Origin of the sequence: Nostoc sp. NZL, assembly GCF_015714705.1 — a bacterium.
Classification (GTDB): Bacteria; Cyanobacteriota; Cyanobacteriia; order Cyanobacteriales; family Nostocaceae; genus Nostoc; species Nostoc foliaceum_A.
Genome location: NZ_WBKL01000171.1, coordinates 112,171 through 129,839 on the forward strand (window position 1 = coordinate 112,171; position 17,669 = coordinate 129,839).

Sequence of the window (17,669 nt, forward strand, 5' to 3'; positions counted from 1 at the left end):
GTTATTAAAAAAAGATAAATGACTAATGACGAGCTTGTACCAAATAGCCACAACGATGTTGACCATCAATAATCCAGTGGGTGCGTTCTACGGTACAATCTGGTAATACGGCTGCAAACATTTCTAATTCGTGACCACAGATGCTGGGGAAAGACTCGGCAACGTTAGAAATGGCACAGTTATGCTCCATTAAGATGAAGCGATCGCACTCAAAGGAGTCATTCACATCAACAGGGTGACACTCCGCCATGAAGCCTTCAGCTTTTCTCAATTCTACTAAGTTGGCTACACGTTCTCGCAATGAACCGTTACCCACGCGATCGCGATATTCTTGGGCTTTGCGCTGCCACTGCTTCTCTAAAATCGATTTGAATTGGTCGTCTCCTACCGTTTCCGCTAAAGTATCTAGCAACGAAACCGCAAAATTTCCATGGCCATCACCAAAGCGATCGCTCATTGTTCGATGCAAGCGATCACGCCCCTGACGACTCAGTTGATAAAGGTGTTGCGGACGCCCCATCCCCGCTACTTGCACTGATGTAGAATACAAAACTAGCTCCTCCGTCTCCAAATCTTTGAGATGGCGACGAATCGCTTGGGGGGTAACGTCTAAAACTTCAGCTAGCTCTAAAGCCGTTGCTTTTTCGTGTTTGTGCAGATACTCAAGGATATCTTGCTTGGTTGAGGACTGGTGGGTAGTCGCCATCTTCATTTGGTGCGAGGCGTTCAGCGAACGTCCCAAAAATTTCTTTGAAAATTTGACTTTGACAACATTGTTGTTGTTAATTTAGCGTAAAATGAAGATACATTAAACAACAAAGCTGTTGTTTTACTCTCCACCACTATTCTAGCAGCCGTGTAACCATTCCGTAACTGGAGATGAGAATCGGTTAGCAACAGCCCGCCTCCCATCCTAAAAGAGTTCCGAACACGAGAGATTATTACTGATGAGTGCCACTGTCAAAACCTTAGTCAACCAACCCTACAAGTACGGCTTTGTCACCGACATTGAAGCCGACACTATTCCGCGTGGACTAGATGAGGACGTTGTTCGCTTGATCTCCTCTAAGAAGAACGAGCCGCAGTTCATGCTGGACTTTCGCCTCAGAGCTTATCGCCAGTGGCAAAAAATGACGGAACCAACTTGGCCGAATGTCAAGTATCCGCCAATTAATTATCAGGATATCATTTACTACTCAGCACCGAAACGCAAGAAAGACAAACTAAATAGCTTGGATGAAGTTGATCCAACCCTTTTAGAAACCTTCGAGAAATTAGGCATTTCTTTATCTGAACAGAAGCGACTGGCAAACGTCGCCGTCGATGCAATTTTCGATAGCGTTTCTGTCGCCACTACATTTAAAGAAAAACTAGCGGAAGATGGCGTTATTTTCTGCTCGTTTTCGGAAGCGTTACAAGAACACCCAGAATTAATTAAAAAATATCTAGGTAGCGTTGTTCCCATCGCTGACAATTATTTTGCCGCCTTGAACGCCGCAGTATTTAGCGATGGCTCTTTTGTCTATATTCCTAAAGGCGTAAAATGCCCAATGGAACTGTCTACCTACTTCCGCATCAACTCTGGTGACACGGGACAATTTGAGCGGACTTTGATTGTCGCCGAAGAAGGTAGTTATGTTTCTTACCTCGAAGGTTGCACCGCACCGATGTATGACAGCAACCAGCTGCACGCCGCCGTTGTGGAACTCGTCGCCCTCGACAACGCCGAAATTAAATATTCCACCGTCCAAAACTGGTACGCTGGCGATGCTAACGGTAAAGGCGGTATTTACAACTTTGTCACCAAGCGCGGTTTGTGTCAGGGCGTAAATTCCAAGATTTCCTGGACTCAAGTAGAAACAGGTTCGGCAATTACTTGGAAATATCCCAGCTGTGTTTTGGTGGGTGATAACTCTGTGGGTGAGTTCTATTCGGTAGCGCTGACAAATCATCAGCAGCAAGCCGATACCGGCAGCAAGATGATTCACGTAGGTAAGAATACCCGCAGCACAATTATTTCTAAAGGAATCTCCGCAGGTAATTCTAGTAATAGCTATCGGGGTTTGGTGAAAGTCAATCCGACGGCTAAAGGGGCGAGAAATTATTCTCAGTGCGACTCAATGCTGATTGGGGATAATGCTCATGCGAATACTTTCCCCTACATCCAGGTGCAAAACAACACTGCGAAGGTGGAGCATGAAGCTTCTACTTCCAAGATTGGGGAAGATCAGTTATTTTACTTCGCTCAACGAGGTATTTCTTCAGAAGATGCTATTTCAATGATGATTAGCGGCTTCTGTAAGGATGTTTTCAATCAGCTACCAATGGAGTTTGCAGTGGAAGCTGATAAGTTGTTGAGTTTGAAGTTGGAAGGCAGTGTTGGATAGCGCTTGTAGTCAGCACTTCAGTGCTGTCAACTTGCTAGGAACCGAAAAAATTAACGCTTGTAGTCAGCACTTAAACGCTTTTCTCCAGCACTAAAGTGCTGACTACGAACCAAAAAAGAAGAGAGAAAACATGATTATTGAAAATAGTGAAATTGTGCTGTCAGTAAAGAATCTGACGGCTAATGTTGATGGGACACCGATTCTTAAAGGTGTGAATCTGGATGTGCGATCGGGTGAAATTCATGCGATTATGGGGCCGAATGGTTCTGGTAAGAGTACCTTTTCTAAGGTATTGGCAGGACATCCAGCGTATGAGGTAACTGGCGGTGAAGTGATTTTCCAAGGGCAAAATCTCCTGGAATTGGAACCGGAAGAACGCGCTAGAAGCGGTGTATTTTTGGCGTTTCAGTATCCATTAGAAATTCCCGGTGTGAGCAATTTGGATTTCTTGCGGGTGGCGTACAATTCCCGTCGCAAGGCGCAAGGTTTAGAGGAAATAGACGCCTTTGATTTTGACGATTTGATTGAGGAAAAGCTGGATGTGGTGAAGATGAATCCCAGTTTTCTCAGTCGCAGTTTGAATGAAGGGTTTTCTGGTGGCGAGAAAAAGCGGAATGAAATCCTGCAAATGGCGCTGCTAGAACCAAAGTTGGGAATTTTGGATGAAACAGATTCGGGTTTGGATATTGACGCGCTCAGAATTGTGGCGAATGGAGTAAATCAACTGGCAAGTCCAGAAAATGCCACAATTTTGATTACTCATTATCAGCGATTACTTGATTATATTGTGCCTGATTTTGTGCATGTGATGGCACAAGGGCAGATTATTACGAGTGGTGGTAAGGAATTGGCGCTGAAATTAGAATCTCGCGGTTATGACTGGGTGCTAGAAGAATTTGCAGCTGCTGAGGTGGGCGTGTAATGAGTATTCAAGTATCTCCTAGTCCAATACCTAATTCAAATGCAGTCAGTTTGACATCGATGTTAGATAGAGATGATTATCTGGCTGGGTTGTTAAATCAAGTAACGGCAAATAAAACAGAAGGTTGGTTGCAGGAATTACGCCAAAGTGCTGCTAATTGGGTACGCCACTCGACTGTTCCCACCACCCGCGAGGAAGAATGGCGATTTACTGATTTGTTGTCTCTGCGAAAGGTGCAATTTAATGTAGAGACGGGAAATTACGCGTCTCTAGAATTTGATATTTTGCCAGAAGCGGCTAATAGTCGTTTGGTATTTGTCAACGGCGTTTATGCACCGGAGTTATCAGCAGTTTCAGATTTACCATCTGGAATTGTGGTAAGTAATTTGGCTGGCTTATCTGCGGTTGAGCAGGAAGGTGTACAGCAGTATTTAGCTCAAGCTGAGGGAGCGCAGGAAGTTTTTACTGCTCTAAATACGGCTGGGATAACTGATGCAGCTGTGGTGTGGGTGAAGAAGAATGTGGTAGTTGAGACACCAATTCATTTGGCGTTTATTTCGGTTGCGGGAGAGACGGCGACGATTTCGCAGCCGCGTTGTTTAGTGGTGGCGGAAAGTGGTTCGCAGGTGAGTTTGATTGAGGAGTATACGAACCGCAAAGGTGCAGAGAAAGAGGGAGTATATTTCACCAATGCAGTTACGGAAATTTGGATTGCTGACAATGCCGAAGTGAGCCACACTAGGGTTGAGTGGGAAGGTGCAGAGGCTTTTCATATTGGCAAGACTGCGATCGCACAAGCTCGTGATAGCCGATATACTTGTCATGCCATAACTTTAGGTGCGAAGTTGTCGCGGCATAATTTGGAGATTTTGCAAACTGGCGAGCAGACACAAACTACTCTCAATGGGTTGACGGTGATTTCTGGTAAGCAGTTGTCTGATACTCACAGTGCGATCGCACTTAACTATCCCCACGGTACAAGTGACCAATTGCATAAATGTATTGTAGGCGATCGCGCTCATGCGGTGTTCAATGGTAAAGTTTTTGTACCCAAACCAGCACAGTTGACAAATGCAGCCCAGTTGAATCGCAATTTGCTCCTATCATCGAAAGCCAGAGTTGATACCAAACCCCAATTGGAAATTACTGCGGATAATGTCAAATGCGCTCACGGTGCTACCGTTAGCCAATTGGAAGATGATGAAATATTTTATCTGCAAAGCCGGGGAATTGATGAAAACGATGCTCGGAAGTTGTTAATTAACGCCTTCGCGGCTGAAGTCATCAACAAAATACCAGTTCCCTCTCTGCGAGAAATCCTTTTAAACACAGTGAATAATCTTAAGTCACTGACTAATGAGTAATAACTAATCTACCAATGACTTTCACTCCTACCAAAACCCTTGCTGATAAAGTTCGCGCTGACTTCCCGATATTGCATCAGGAAGTCAACGAGAAACCCCTGGTTTATCTCGATAATGCTGCAACATCGCAAAAGCCTTTATTTGTATTAAATACCCTGCGGGATTATTATGAGCAATATAATGCTAACGTGCATCGAGGCGCTCATACCCTGAGCGCTAAAGCTACTGATGCTTATGAATATGCGCGAGACAAAGTTGCCAACTTCATCAATGCTGCATCGCGTCAGGAAATCGTTTACACCCGCAACGCAAGTGAGGCGATTAACCTAGTAGCCTACAGTTGGGGAATGAACAATTTGCAGCCGGGAGATGAGATTATACTCTCGGTGATGGAACACCACAGTAATATTGTGCCTTGGCAATTGGTGGCACAAAAAACGGGTGCAGTACTGAAATTTGTAGAATTAACACCAGAAGAAACTTTTGATTTAGAACAGTTTAAAAAGCTGATTTCTGACAAAACAAAATTGGTGTCGGTGGTGCATATTTCCAATACGTTGGGTTGCATTAACCCAGTGGAAGAAATTGCTGCGATCGCTCACAAATACGGTGCTAAATTCTTAGTTGATGCTTGCCAAAGTGTCCCCCACTATCCTGTGGATGTGCAGAAAATAGATTGTGACTGGTTGGTAGCATCCGGTCATAAAATGTGTGCGCCAACTGGGATAGGATTTCTGTATGGCAAGTTGGAATTGTTAGAATCAATGCCACCATTTTTCGGTGGTGGTGAGATGATTGCAGAGGTATATTTAGACCATTCTACTTATGCAGAATTACCGCATAAATTTGAAGCCGGTACACCTGCAATTGGGGAAGCGATCGCACTTGGTGCTGCGATCGATTATCTTAGCAATATCGGCATGGATAAAATCCACGCCTACGAAGCAGAATTAACAGCTTATTTGTTCCAACAATTAGAGCAAATTCCCCAAATTAGAATTTACGGCCCCAAACCAAATGCAAAAGGTGAAGGTAGAGCCGCTCTTGCGTCCTTTACAGCCGGAGAAGTTCACGCCAACGACTTATCTACATTATTAGATCAAGAAGGCGTTGCCATCCGTTCTGGACACCACTGCACTCAACCATTACACCGTTACTTAGGTCTTCCTGCAACCGCACGAGCAAGTTTATCTTTCTACAACACCCGCGAGGAAATTGATATTTTTATCAAAGCGCTGAAAGAAACTTTGGAATTTTTTGCGGGTTTCATTGCTTAAAGTTAGAAAATATTTAGATCCTGATTGTGCCAAATATCAGCAATATATCTTGCTAATAGTTGGCACACTTTAATTATCTGGAGTGTAAGTTTCTCAAGCTCATTGGGCAAGTGCTTGAAATTGATTTGGGCGAGTATTATATTAATGACATAGGTAAAATCATCGGGATTTTATCTAACATCCTGATGGAAAAAGGATTGTAATATGCTTGTTAAATTAACCCTTGCAGAACAAAGAACAGTCTTAGACAACGTTAGCTGGGAAACTTTTGAAGCCTTACTGAGAGATACAGGTGAGGATAGAGGCTCTAGGTTTGCTTACGACTGCGGTGTTTTAGAAATCATGACTCCACTTTTTGAACACGAAAATCCTAAAATTCAGTTTGACCGATTGATATTCGCTTTAGCAGTGGAATTAAAAACTAAAATTAGAAGTGCTGGTTCTACAACATTAAAACGTAAACCAATAGCCAAGGGAATAGAACCCGATAGTTGCTATTATATTCAAAATGAGCCACTAATTAGAGGTAAACAAGAATTAGATTTAATAACAGACCCAGCACCGGATTTAGCAGTTGAAATTGATATAACTAGCAGCTCTGTTAATAAATTTAATATTTATGCGGCTTTAGGTGTTGGAGAATTGTGGAGATATAATGGTGAAATTTTAAAATTTTATCAACTAGTAGCAAGCGAATATATTGAAATTAAGTCGAGTATTGCTTTTCCGCTAATTTCTGTTAGTGAAATGAATAGATTTATCCAGCAAAGTAAAACTATGGATGAAATTGATTTGGTGCAATCCTTCAGCGCTTGGGTGCGTGGAAAAATAGCTTAAAATCATGAATTAATTACGAATTACGAATTACGAATTACGAATTACGAATTATTTTAATATGCTTGTCAAGTCAACGGTTGGTGAACAAAGAACAGTGCTACATAACATTAGCTGGGAAACCTTTGAAGCCTTGTTGAGAGATACAGGTGAAGATAGAGGTTCTCGGTTTGCTTATGATTGCGGTGTTTTAGAAATCATGACTCCACTTTTTGAACACGAAAACCCCAAAAGTAATTTTGGTAATTTTATTATTGCTTTAGCTGAAGAATTAGGGATTGAAGTGAGAAGTGCTGGTTCAACAACATTGAAGCGGAAAATATTAAAGCGGGGAATAGAACCAGATAGTTGCTACTATATCCAGAATGAACTAGCTATTAGGGGTAAGCAAACTTTAGATTTAGAAAATGATCCGCCGCCTGACTTAGCAATTGAAATTGACATTACCAGCAGTTCAGTTAACAAATTGGGGATTTATTCAGCGTTGGGTGTAACTGAACTTTGGAGATATGATGGGCAAAATTTAAAGTTTTATCAGTTGATAGAAGGGCAATATGTCGAGTGTAAGTTTAGTATTGCCTTCCCTATAGTATCAGTCAGTGAGATAAGCAGATTTATTGAGCAAAGTAAAAGTATGGGGGAAATTACTTTGCTTAAATCATTTCGCGCTTGGGCGCGGGAGAGGATAAGTTAGTTGGCTAATGATTTGTCTTGGCGATTACCACAATTACACTTAAATTAATGGTACTAAGTTTGCTGGTCATCTTTTTTAGTCCCAATTTTTGTGAGTGTCAGCCATACAAAAAAGACTCCTATAAAAATATATATAGTTGCATTACTAATCTCAAAACTACCAAATTTTTCAACAACCAATTGAGAAAAACTAGTTAAAGTTGCGACAGCAATAGCAATTAGCCAGAACCCAACAGCAGTTCCAATAGCTAGTTTGAATATTGTAATACTTTTACTTTCATCATCTATTCTATTAGGGATAAAAAATCTTATAGCAGACATAATATTCTCCAACATAAACATACTCTCCGCTCAAAAATGAATTGCATAAAGTTGTATTTTATACTTTATAAGATTATTATGATAATGCGAATAGGGTAACAGCTATCCTCACAAAATAAATATATTTGACTTAAAATTTGACTAATCTAAGGTAGATGTGTATGGACTTACTGCACTGTTTACTAGTTGCTAGAATATTTACCGAATCAGGTAAACTTGATGCTTTACTTTATTGGGACTAAAATAAGTAATTTCTAATCTAAAATAAGATTATATTGAGCAACTACATTCACAACAACCATGCACCCCATATTAAAAGTCGATATTTCTGAACTAAGTGTATCTGAACGTATACAGCTTGCCGAGGACTTATGGGACAGCATTCTTACTACACCCGATGAAGTTCCTCTCAACGATGAGCAAAAACAAGAATTAGATAGACGTTTGGAGATGCATCGCCAAAACCCAAACCAAGGTTCAACCTGGCAATCCGTGAAGCAAAGACTAGGTTTACCTGAATGAGCTATCAGTTAATAATTAGTCCAGAAGCAGAACTGGATATTCAAGATGCTTTTGAATGGTATGAACAACGTGATTCTGGAGTAGGTTCGGAGTTTGTACGTGCAGTTGATAGCTGTTTAGCATTAATTGGACGCAACCCTTCAGCTTATCCAGTGGTGTATCGACAAGCGCGGCGATTATTAATACGTAGGTTTCCCTATGGTGTTATTTATGTTGTAGAAGAAAATGTCATCACTGTAATTGCTTGTTACCACGTCAAACGTAATCCTAAACAATGGCAGAGCAGGAATATTTGAACGCTTTGATGATATCGCTTAGAATCACCTGAACCATCTATAATTCCTTTTCTCAAATAAGCCATTAATAATAGTGTAATCAAAGCGATCGCTTCCTCACTCTCTAACCCAGTATTATCTTTCTTATGATGTGTGAGGATTACTAGATTGGCTGATATCGGCTCTTATCAGGTGCGAATCCTAACTCAAGAGAAAGGCGAACAAGGGAAGAAGATAAATCATTAGTAAGAGTGTAATCAAAGCGATCGCAACCCACAAAATCAACTCAAAGAATCTGGATTAATCCCCAACTTTCGTAATTCTCGTGCCAGTCTTTGAGCGCGTTCTTCAGCAGTGGTAGCGCGTTGTTCGGCAGCGATCGCACGTTCTTCTGGTGTTAAATATCTGACTCCTTGTTTGTCATACCAATATAACCAATCCCGTGTAATTCCCTGATAGGTTCCCCGTTCATAACCAATTGCTAAACCTATCTCTGATAACCAAACTAAATTTCCTGGCTGCAATACATATTCACCATTTACAAAGCGATAAACTTCTAAAGGTGGTTTTCTCCGGCGTTGGGGATTGTAAACAACATAATACAAAATCTCCATCTCAGCATAAAGTTTCTTTTTGCTGGTGTATTCTCCACGCCGTCTGTGAGAAACAACTTCTAATGCCATAATCGGCATCACCTTTTCTTCCCACAACACATAACTTAAACGCAAGTTCTCATCAAAAACTCGCTCGACTCCTAAACTTAAAAATCCATCAGGCACAATCGGCGGTAATTCGGGATCGTAATATATGCCCATATCAACGCCAAAAAACCAATCCATCCGGCTTGTCCACAGCCAAGCTAAGATGGCTTCTAACAAGCCAGGAATCAAATGTTGTAGTTGATTATCCACAGGTTCATCGTCAGAATCGGGAAGATCCTCGGCGGAGGGTAAGCAGTGCAATGGGTTGTAATTTAACATGGTGGGTGCGTAGGCGTAGCTCGTCGGAGACATCGCAAACTTATAATATTGATGATATCTATCCACCTCTGACTTTTTATTGCGATAATTCCCAAGGGGGACGCGCTCCCCACTGGTTAGTCAAAGGTGGATAGATGACACTCAAGCGGTTAGTTTTAATTTTTGTGCTGACGCCGATAGCAGTTCTGTTGGCGGTTTCCTCTTTATTCAGTAGTTGGCAACAACCTCAATTTCAAAGTCGCCTGGAACTATATCAAACCAATATTGCTTTACAAGCTCAAGCTTGGCAATCAGAAGATAGCAGCGATGACAATCTCCAAGGGATTCGGGAAGCAATACTTGGTGAGCAACCCCTGGAAAGCGCTACAAAGCAGTATCAGGAGGCGCGTCAATCAGTTCAAACTAATTTGGATAAAGTTAACAATAAACTTACACAATTACGCTCTCAACCTGAAATCACTCCCATACCTCCGAAACCTCTACCTGACGTTCCTCCCACGACTAAAACCTCTAAACAGGGACAGCAACAGTTAGAGCAGTCTTTTAAGCAATTACAAAAATTACTAGCTGAATTAGACCTGCGGCTGGGAATTTTACAAGCACAGCAAGGACAGACGGATACAGCTCTCAAAACTTGGAGCGAATTACAACAACGCTCAGATATTAATCCAGAGTTTGGAGAAACCGCAGCTGTATTGAGTGGACTATGGAGCAATCCTCCCCGTCTGCTCCAAAATTCTCAAGAACGAATTCAAAAGAATTTAGAAGGTTGGTTTCGCTCTACTGCTTTGGTTCAGCTATACCAACTCCAGCAACGACAAGATGCTTTATCAGCAGTTAAAGCTGCACAACAAGAATCTGCTGCTCAAGCAGTGTTGAAATTAGCGGTTATTGGCACTATTCCTACATTGGCAGCTTTAAGTGGTCTAATATTGCTGATTTTCTTATTTGCTCAACGCTTGTTGAAAGGAAAAGCCTCGTTACTAGCTCAAAATGCTGATATCCCTTGGTCAACACCTTGGGATGGTGAAACGATTTTGCAGGTTTTTGTCGTCGGCTTTTTCTTCATGGGGCAAATTTTTGTCCCTTTAGCCCTATCCTTACTCCCTATCCCGCGTCCCGTCTCTGATGTGCGACTTCAGGCTTTTTCTGTTTTAGTTAGTTACTTATTGGTAGCATCGGGTGCGCTGTTAGTGCTGTATTTTTCTCTTAAGCGCTTTTTCCCACTACCGGAATTTTGGTTTCGCTTCCGTTTTCAAGATAAGTGGTTTTTATGGGGACTGGGAGGCTATTGTGCGGCTTTACCTATAGTTGTGGTGGTATCTTTAATTAATCAACAGCTATGGCAAGGACAGGGTGGTAGTAACCCCCTGTTGCAACTAGCCCTGGAAAGTCAAGATGGTATAGCACTTGGAATATTTTTCTCTACAGCAGCGATCGCAGCTCCATTTTTTGAAGAAATTCTATTTCGCGGCTTTTTGTTACCTTCTCTAACTCGTTACTTACCCGTGTGGGGATCGATTCTAATCAGTAGTTTACTGTTTGCGATCGCTCACCTCAGCTTGTCAGAAATTCTTCCCCTCACCGCATTGGGGATCGTTTTAGGGGTAGTTTACACGCGATCGCGAAACCTCCTCGCTCCTATTCTTCTGCACAGCCTCTGGAATAGTGGTACACTATTAAGCTTATTTGTTTTAGGTAGTAATTAGCACAAAGGCATTACTGTTGCTTAAAACGAAAATATTTGCTTTCATCTCCATAAGTAGGGACAATTTACGAATTACGAATTACGAATTACGAATTATTTTAATTGTCCTCCCGAACCATTTTAGCTGTCATGAATTGGATTACAATTCCGTTTTGCGCTCATGGAAGATGCCTCTTGCACTTCTAGATTCCCATTAGCCACACAGTTGGTCTCGTCATTGGTGCGATGGTGTTTCACGCCCACTAAAAGCGATATCTACGACGGGCTACGCCTACGCAAAAAATCCGGAAATAATACTGATGAACTTGTAAAAAGTGGTGTAGCAGTTTTTGCTGATTATTGAGGCTAATTTTTCTCAAGATAAATAAATGTCTTACCTGAAAATCTGCAAAACTGCCGTACCAAGGTTTGCGATCATCAAATCCACCAAAAGTTATCAAGGAGCGCCAGATTTTCAGGCTATTCCGCAAGAAACTTTAGCGTTCCCTCTGGTATAGAAGCACGCTGATTTTGGTTATTTGTCTTGGGATTTACTTGTACTAAAAAAATTAAAAATCTATTTATTAAGCAAATACATTTACTCGCTTTCATTACAATAAAGACTTTATTTTTATATCTCACTTATTAAGGAGCAGTACTCATATGGCAAATCTCAACCCTAGTCACCCTACCAAACAACTTCTAGCTGGTTACTGTGGCATTATCCTTGGAGCATTTGGGGTTCATAAGTTTATTCTAGGATACGCTCCAGAAGGCTTTATCATGTTGCTGATTTCTGTAGTCGTGGGTTCTTTCACCTACGGCGTTGCCTTGTTAATTATGCTACTTGTAGGTTTAATTGAAGGCATGATCTATTTGAATAAGTCTCCTGAAGAATTTGTAAATACCTACTTTGTGAATAAGCAGGGCTGGTTTTAAAAACTTATATTTCACACTTGGGTTCCTCTGTGAAGTTATGTATCTTGCGTATAACATTAAAAGATGTGTTATCAATTACTTTAATGAATCTATGTATGTAATACTTAATTGCTTATTTATTTGCTGAATTAGCTAAAATTTGACAATTTATTACTATGAGAGATATGAGGAACCCATGTTGAAAAATATGGGATTGTAGCAAGATACAAAGCGCGGAGGCCGAGACACTCCGCGCTTTGTATCTTGCCGCACTTTCCACTCGATCCAATTCTTTTTTTGACTGCACAATAACCCAGAACTAAAGTTTTCTTCCTTCTTCCTTCTGCCTTTCTTTATAAGAATTAATTAAAGGTGTTGTGTATTTTTTAAAGTATATAAAAATTCTGAATCCTACTACTATGCTAACCATCAAACGTAAACAGCTGATCTGGATATTCTTCTTGCTGTTGGGCTTTGGCTATTTCAGTGCCATGTCTAATTTGGAAATTCACAATTTTTGGAAAAGCCTGATTGTCCTTATGCCAATACAGGTGCTAGCTGTTATCTATGTGACTTATCTACGCTGGAGCCGTCATTGACCGTCAGCGAGATCCGATAAATTAAGAAATTTAATAGGGTTGACATACAGTCGTAGTTCCATATTTCGCCTACGCTCAAATTAGAGACGCTTTTAGTCAGGCGTTGAATTTCTGTAGCGAATCTAAACACTTGCCATGCAACTCGTCCCAAAAACTAAGCTAGCCCCAGAACTTGACCCAATCCTAGAGAAAATTATTCTCGATGTTGGGGGTATGAAGTGTGCTGGGTGTGTGAACGCAGTAGAGCGACAGCTAACCCAACATCCAGGAGTCAAAAGTGCCTGTGTGAACTTGGCCACAGAGGTAGCTGTTGTAGAGTTAGAAACTGGTGCGGTAGATGCAGATGCACTAGCACAGGGATTAACAGCCGTTGGATTCCCGACTCAACCCCGAAAAGCTAGTGGTACAGTAGCAGGCGAGATATCTACTTTACTAGACCCAGCAGAACGACAACGCCGAGAAATGCGCTCTTCTGTATGGCAGTTGGCGATCGCTGCGGTGTTGCTGGTATTGTCGGGAAGTGGACATTTTGGTAATCTTGGTAGCTCAGTGCTACCAATGCTGAATAACATCTGGTTTCACTGTGGACTGGCGACAGTGGCCCTATTAATTCCCGGTCGCCCGATTTTAGTAGATGGCTGGCTAGGCTGGCGGCGAAATGCGCCTAACATGAACACCCTGGTGGGATTAGGAACGCTGACAGCCTACATTGCTAGTTTAGTAGCGCTGCTCTTTCCCCAAATGGGTTGGGAATGCTTCTTTGACGAACCAGTAATGATGCTGGGCTTTATCCTCTTAGGAAGGACATTAGAGAAACAAGCTAGAGGTCGCGCCGCTGCTGCATTTAGGAAATTGCTAGCACTCCAGCCACAGATAGCGCGATTGATTGCCAACCCAGAGAAAGGAGGAATAGGATCTTCTAGCGTAGAAATTCCTGCTGAACAGGTGCGTGTTGGTGAATGGTTACAAGTGCTGCCAGGTGATAAAATCCCCGTTGATGGTGAAGTGGTGGTTGGTCAAACAACGGTAGATGAATCCATGTTAACTGGGGAAGCCGTGCCAGTGATCAAGCAACCAGGCGATCCGGTGACAGGGGGCACACTAAACCAGTCAGGAGCGATCGCTATTCAGGCAACCCGTATTGGAAGTGATACAACTCTAGCTCAAATTGTCACCCTAGTAGAAGCCGCCCAAACTCGGAAAGCACCAGTACAAAAATTAGCAGATACGGTAGCTGGTTACTTTACCTACGGTGTGCTGACAGCATCTATATTGACATTTGTCTTTTGGTACTTTTTCGGCACTCACATCTGGACTGATGTCACGATGTCTGGTGGCATGGAAATGATGAGCCACGCTACACATGAAGCCCACCACTCCCTACTCCCTAGTACAGACGCGATTAATCGCGTCTCTCCCCATTCCCCTTTATTAATTAGTTTAAAACTAGCGATCGCAGTTATGGTAGTCGCCTGTCCCTGTGCTTTAGGACTTGCTACACCAACAGCCATTCTTGTTGGGACTGCTATGGGCGCAGAACGGGGTTTGTTAATCAAAGGCGGCGATGTTTTAGAAAGAGTACACCAATTAGACACCGTAGTTTTTGATAAAACTGGCACTCTGACCACGGGAAATCCCATCGTCACAGATTGTCTGTTAATTTCGGAAATGGACATTGGGAATCCCTACACCCTCATCCAACTAGCAGCAGCCGTAGAAAGCGGTACTCATCACCCCCTAGCAAAAGCGATTCAGCAAGAAGCACAGGGGCAACAGTTATCTATTCCAGAGGCTGTGGACTTTCACACGGAACCAGGACTGGGAGTGTCTGCTGTAGTAGAGGGCAAAGTTGTACTATTGGGTAACTGGGACTGGTTGAGTTGGCACGGCATTGTGATTAACGAAACTGCACAACAGGTAGCACAGGATTTGGCAACAGATGGTAAAACAGTCGTTTGCGTAGCAGTTGGGGGGACTTTCGCCGGGTTAATTGCAGTTTCTGATACCCTCAGACCAGATGCCCAATCCACCGTAGACAAATTGCGTCAGATGGGCTTACGGGTAATGCTGCTCAGTGGCGATCGCCCCGAAGCAGCTAGCGCCATAGCCAAACAACTAGGATTAGACAGCGCTGATGTCATAGCGGGTGTTCCCCCAGCTAAAAAAGCGGCTGCAATACAGTCTCTCCAGTTAGAAGGGACAAGGAGACAAGGGAGACAAGAAGACAAGGGGACAAAGAAAACTTCTAACTCCTCACTCTTGACTCAGCACTCAGTAATTGCAATGGTAGGAGATGGAATCAACGATGCTCCAGCTTTATCCCAAGCAGATGTAGGAATTGCTTTACACTCCGGAACAGATGTGGCAATGGAAACTGCTGAAATTGTCCTAATGCGCGATCGCTTAAACGATGTCGTTGAATCTATTCAACTTAGTCGCGCCACTTTCAACAAAATCCGCCAAAATTTATTTTGGGCTTTTGCATATAATACAGTTGGAATTCCTTTAGCCGCAGGTGTTTTGTTCCCTAGTCTAGGTTTTGTCCTTAACCCATCTGGTGCTGCTGCATTAATGGCTTTTAGCTCTGTTAGCGTTGTCACAAACTCAATATTATTACGGCGATTAGCTCATCACCCGTAAAATACTCTTTTTCACGTAAAATTTCCAAGCACAAATCTTGGTTATTCCCATATAAAGGTTTTACACAGTCCACAAAGCCTCTTGAGATACTTACCAAAGCTATCATAGCTACTGGAGTAGAACGAACAAGTTCTACTCTTTCAAGGTATTATGCAATTTTAAAGCTTATTTAGATCAGCACCACAGACTTATGGTGCGCGAAAATGGCAAGATACGATACTAAACAAATCTTGATTAATCACAGTTCCAGCGATTTGTCAATGGCAGCAGAAACTAATGAAAACCATCTACTGATTATTGAAGACGATCAAGGTCGCAAAGAATTTTCTCTGGAGCACCCCGTCTACTCTATCGGTAGAGACCGCGAGTGTAATATCCGTTTAATGTCGCAGTTTGTCTCCCGCCGCCATGCCACATTAGTGAGATTGCCACGAGAGCATAATAGTCATAGCTACTATTATCGGATTGTAGATGGCGATGCCAAAGGGAAGCCTAGTTCCAACGGTTTGATGATTAATGGACGCAAAATACCAAATCACGATCTAAAAAATGAAGACGAGATCGTTTTTGGTCCTCAAGTGCGTGCCATTTATTACCTTTTAAGAAACACTCAGCGTTTGGGACAAACGGATTCGAGTGAGTACGACATTACACTAATAAACCCCGGTATGGCCGAGGATTTAGAGGATGTGGAAGAGTGAATTATAACTACCAATAACAGTCTAAGCTCCCACGGATTGAAACCGTGGGAGTATCAATTCAATCACCAAAGCTATCCCGCAAGACTTTCAATCAAATGCCAATGGCGGCTACTTTCAATAGCCTGCTTGATAAATTCAAACATTTGTCGGCAGTAATTATCTAGTTGGAGTGGTAGTTCTTCATTTTTAATCACAATACTCATTCGGGTTTCTGTTTCAGTAGATTTTGATTTATCAACCAGTACTTCTACTGTGATCAATTTAGGAAAAGGAACATTGCCGGGAATCTCACGAGCGATAATATAATCACTCGTGTGGTATTGAATATCCAACTGACAGTCTTGTAGAAGTTCTACAAGTAACGGCTGGAGATGGTCACTAGGAACAGAAACAATAAATGAACAGGTATAGCGAGCCATAATAGCCCCACGCCTTGCAACACTCCGTCCATCCTATAATACCGAAGCATCTAAACGGAAAATGATTAAATTTTGAGATCAGGCATTATCAAGATATACAGTCATGAAAGTTTGATCAAAAACTTTACAATAAAGGTTTGGCTGAGGTAGAAAATGAAAGTCGCAATTACTGGAGCAACAGGATTTGTCGGTAGTCATTTGGTACAACGACTCCACGGGGAAGGTCATAGAATAGTAGTATTAACTCGGAACACCGCCTTTGCTCAAAAGGTTTTTCCATCTGAGGCTTTCCCCAATCTAGAAATTCTTGCCTATACACCACATGCATCTGGTTCTTGGCAAAGTGTCATCGCTAGTTGTGATGGCGTAGTTAATCTGGCAGGAGAACCCATTGGCGAAGGACGCTGGACACCAGAACGCAAACAAGAAATCCTCAATAGCCGCAAGCTAGGTACACAAAAAATAGTTGAAGCAATAGCCAATGCTAACCCCAAACCATCTGTGTTAATTAACGCTTCGGCTATCGGCTACTACGGCACTAGTGAAACGGCAACCTTTGATGAAACAAGTCTATCTGGTAACGATTTTCTCGCCCAAGTCTGCCAAGCCTGGGAAGCAGAGGCGAGAAAGGTAGAAGATGCTGGTGTAAGGCTGGTAATTCTGCGTTTTGGGATTGTTCTGGGCAATGGCGGTGCTTTAGGTAAAATGATTCCGCCTTTCAAACTCTTTGCTGGTGGCCCAATTGGCAGTGGCCGCCAGTGGTTCTCATGGATTCATATAGACGATTTAGTTAACCTGATTCTGCAAGCTTTAACTAAACCGGAAATAGAAGGTGTATATAATGCCACTGCCCCTAACCCAGTCAGGATGGCAGATTTAAGCCAAACTTTGGGACAAGTGATGAATCGCCCTTCTTGGTTGCCTGTTCCTGCTTTTGCGATCGAAGCTCTTTTAGGAGACGGGGCTATAGTCGTTTTAGAAGGTCAGCAAGTCTTTCCCAAGCGCACCGTGGAAACAGGCTTTGAGTACAAATATCCTAATTTGCAATCAGCATTAACACAAATTCTTACATAGGTCAAAAGGGAGCAGGGAGCAGGGAGCAAGGGAGAAGAATTTTCCCCTCTGCCCCC

19 protein-coding genes are annotated in these 17,669 nt (G+C 42.4%); 14 read left to right on the forward strand and 5 right to left on the reverse strand.

What is annotated here, in order from left to right:
* Positions 1-22 precede the first annotated feature (22 nt).
* Positions 23-706 carry an iron-sulfur cluster biosynthesis transcriptional regulator SufR gene (gene sufR / locus F8R90_RS25640; RefSeq protein ID WP_196513012.1) on the reverse strand — a complete coding sequence of 228 codons (684 nt, stop codon included), beginning with the start codon at positions 704-706 and terminating at the stop codon, positions 23-25.
* A gap of 241 nt (positions 707-947) precedes the next feature.
* Between sufR and sufB the strand changes: the two genes are divergently transcribed.
* The 6 genes from sufB to F8R90_RS25670 all read left to right on the forward strand — a co-directional run bounded on the left by sufB (position 948) and on the right by F8R90_RS25670 (position 7,478).
* Complete coding sequence (gene sufB / locus F8R90_RS25645; protein ID WP_196513013.1) at positions 948-2,387, forward strand: Fe-S cluster assembly protein SufB; 1,440 nt, start codon at positions 948-950, stop codon at positions 2,385-2,387.
* Positions 2,388-2,517: 130 nt separating this feature from the next.
* A complete protein-coding gene (gene sufC / locus F8R90_RS25650; RefSeq protein ID WP_196513014.1) occupies positions 2,518-3,309 on the forward strand; it encodes a Fe-S cluster assembly ATPase SufC in 792 nt (263 codons plus the stop codon).
* Positions 3,309-4,673 carry a Fe-S cluster assembly protein SufD gene (gene sufD / locus F8R90_RS25655; protein WP_196513015.1) on the forward strand — a complete coding sequence of 455 codons (1,365 nt, stop codon included), beginning with the start codon at positions 3,309-3,311 and terminating at the stop codon, positions 4,671-4,673. The genes sufC and sufD overlap by 1 nt, the downstream gene beginning before the upstream one ends.
* A 14-nt stretch (positions 4,674-4,687) precedes the next feature.
* Positions 4,688-5,950 (forward strand): cysteine desulfurase, encoded by a 1,263-nt coding sequence (locus F8R90_RS25660; RefSeq protein ID WP_196513016.1) that lies wholly within the window; start codon positions 4,688-4,690, stop codon positions 5,948-5,950.
* A 204-nt stretch (positions 5,951-6,154) separates the two neighbouring features.
* Positions 6,155-6,787, forward strand: a complete 633-nt coding sequence (locus F8R90_RS25665) for a Uma2 family endonuclease (protein ID WP_196513017.1) — start codon at positions 6,155-6,157, stop codon at positions 6,785-6,787.
* A 58-nt stretch (positions 6,788-6,845) separates the two neighbouring features.
* A complete protein-coding gene (locus tag F8R90_RS25670; RefSeq protein WP_196513018.1) occupies positions 6,846-7,478 on the forward strand; it encodes a Uma2 family endonuclease in 633 nt (210 codons plus the stop codon).
* Positions 7,479-7,531: 53 nt separating this feature from the next.
* Here F8R90_RS25670 and F8R90_RS25675 read toward each other — a convergent pair whose 3' ends face one another.
* A complete protein-coding gene (locus F8R90_RS25675; RefSeq protein ID WP_196513019.1) occupies positions 7,532-7,813 on the reverse strand; it encodes a hypothetical protein in 282 nt (93 codons plus the stop codon).
* Between the two features lie 285 nt (positions 7,814-8,098).
* On the opposite strand from F8R90_RS25675, the gene F8R90_RS25680 reads away from it, so the two are divergent.
* Entirely contained in the window at positions 8,099-8,320 is a 222-nt protein-coding gene (locus F8R90_RS25680) for an addiction module protein (protein WP_196513020.1), read from the forward strand.
* Entirely contained in the window at positions 8,317-8,616 is a 300-nt protein-coding gene (locus tag F8R90_RS25685; RefSeq protein WP_100900665.1) for a type II toxin-antitoxin system RelE/ParE family toxin, read from the forward strand. The genes F8R90_RS25680 and F8R90_RS25685 overlap by 4 nt, the downstream gene beginning before the upstream one ends.
* 260 nt (positions 8,617-8,876) lie before the next feature.
* On the opposite strand, the gene F8R90_RS25690 is transcribed toward F8R90_RS25685, so the two are convergent.
* Positions 8,877-9,575: a Uma2 family endonuclease gene (locus F8R90_RS25690; protein ID WP_196513035.1), complete on the reverse strand. Its 699-nt coding sequence runs from the start codon at positions 9,573-9,575 to the stop codon at positions 8,877-8,879.
* Positions 9,576-9,709: 134 nt separating this feature from the next.
* Here F8R90_RS25690 and F8R90_RS25695 point away from each other — a divergent pair, with 134 nt between their 5' ends.
* Positions 9,710-11,284 (forward strand): CPBP family intramembrane glutamic endopeptidase, encoded by a 1,575-nt coding sequence (locus tag F8R90_RS25695; RefSeq protein ID WP_196513021.1) that lies wholly within the window; start codon positions 9,710-9,712, stop codon positions 11,282-11,284.
* A 241-nt stretch (positions 11,285-11,525) separates the two neighbouring features.
* Here the strand turns inward: F8R90_RS25695 and F8R90_RS33140 are convergent, their stop codons facing one another.
* The gene (locus F8R90_RS33140) at positions 11,526-11,753 is read right to left on the reverse strand and encodes a hypothetical protein (protein WP_230966850.1); all 228 of its coding nucleotides are present in this window, start codon (positions 11,751-11,753) and stop codon (positions 11,526-11,528) included.
* A gap of 172 nt (positions 11,754-11,925) precedes the next feature.
* Here F8R90_RS33140 and F8R90_RS25700 point away from each other — a divergent pair, with 172 nt between their 5' ends.
* The 4 genes from F8R90_RS25700 to F8R90_RS25715 all read left to right on the forward strand — a co-directional run bounded on the left by F8R90_RS25700 (position 11,926) and on the right by F8R90_RS25715 (position 16,120).
* Positions 11,926-12,201: a TM2 domain-containing protein gene (locus tag F8R90_RS25700; RefSeq protein ID WP_190894018.1), complete on the forward strand. Its 276-nt coding sequence runs from the start codon at positions 11,926-11,928 to the stop codon at positions 12,199-12,201.
* Between the two features lie 398 nt (positions 12,202-12,599).
* Positions 12,600-12,779: a hypothetical protein gene (locus tag F8R90_RS25705; RefSeq protein WP_190894019.1), complete on the forward strand. Its 180-nt coding sequence runs from the start codon at positions 12,600-12,602 to the stop codon at positions 12,777-12,779.
* A 135-nt stretch (positions 12,780-12,914) separates the two neighbouring features.
* Positions 12,915-15,419 carry a heavy metal translocating P-type ATPase gene (locus tag F8R90_RS25710; RefSeq protein ID WP_196513022.1) on the forward strand — a complete coding sequence of 835 codons (2,505 nt, stop codon included), beginning with the start codon at positions 12,915-12,917 and terminating at the stop codon, positions 15,417-15,419.
* Positions 15,420-15,622: 203 nt separating this feature from the next.
* Positions 15,623-16,120, forward strand: coding sequence for an FHA domain-containing protein (locus F8R90_RS25715; RefSeq protein ID WP_196513023.1), 498 nt, complete (start codon positions 15,623-15,625; stop codon positions 16,118-16,120).
* Between the two features lie 71 nt (positions 16,121-16,191).
* On the opposite strand, the gene F8R90_RS25720 is transcribed toward F8R90_RS25715, so the two are convergent.
* Positions 16,192-16,539 (reverse strand): hypothetical protein, encoded by a 348-nt coding sequence (locus F8R90_RS25720; protein ID WP_196513024.1) that lies wholly within the window; start codon positions 16,537-16,539, stop codon positions 16,192-16,194.
* Between the two features lie 153 nt (positions 16,540-16,692).
* Here F8R90_RS25720 and thyD point away from each other — a divergent pair, with 153 nt between their 5' ends.
* Complete coding sequence (gene thyD, locus F8R90_RS25725; protein WP_196513025.1) at positions 16,693-17,613, forward strand: thylakoid membrane protein ThyD; 921 nt, start codon at positions 16,693-16,695, stop codon at positions 17,611-17,613.
* Positions 17,614-17,669: the final 56 nt, after the last annotated feature.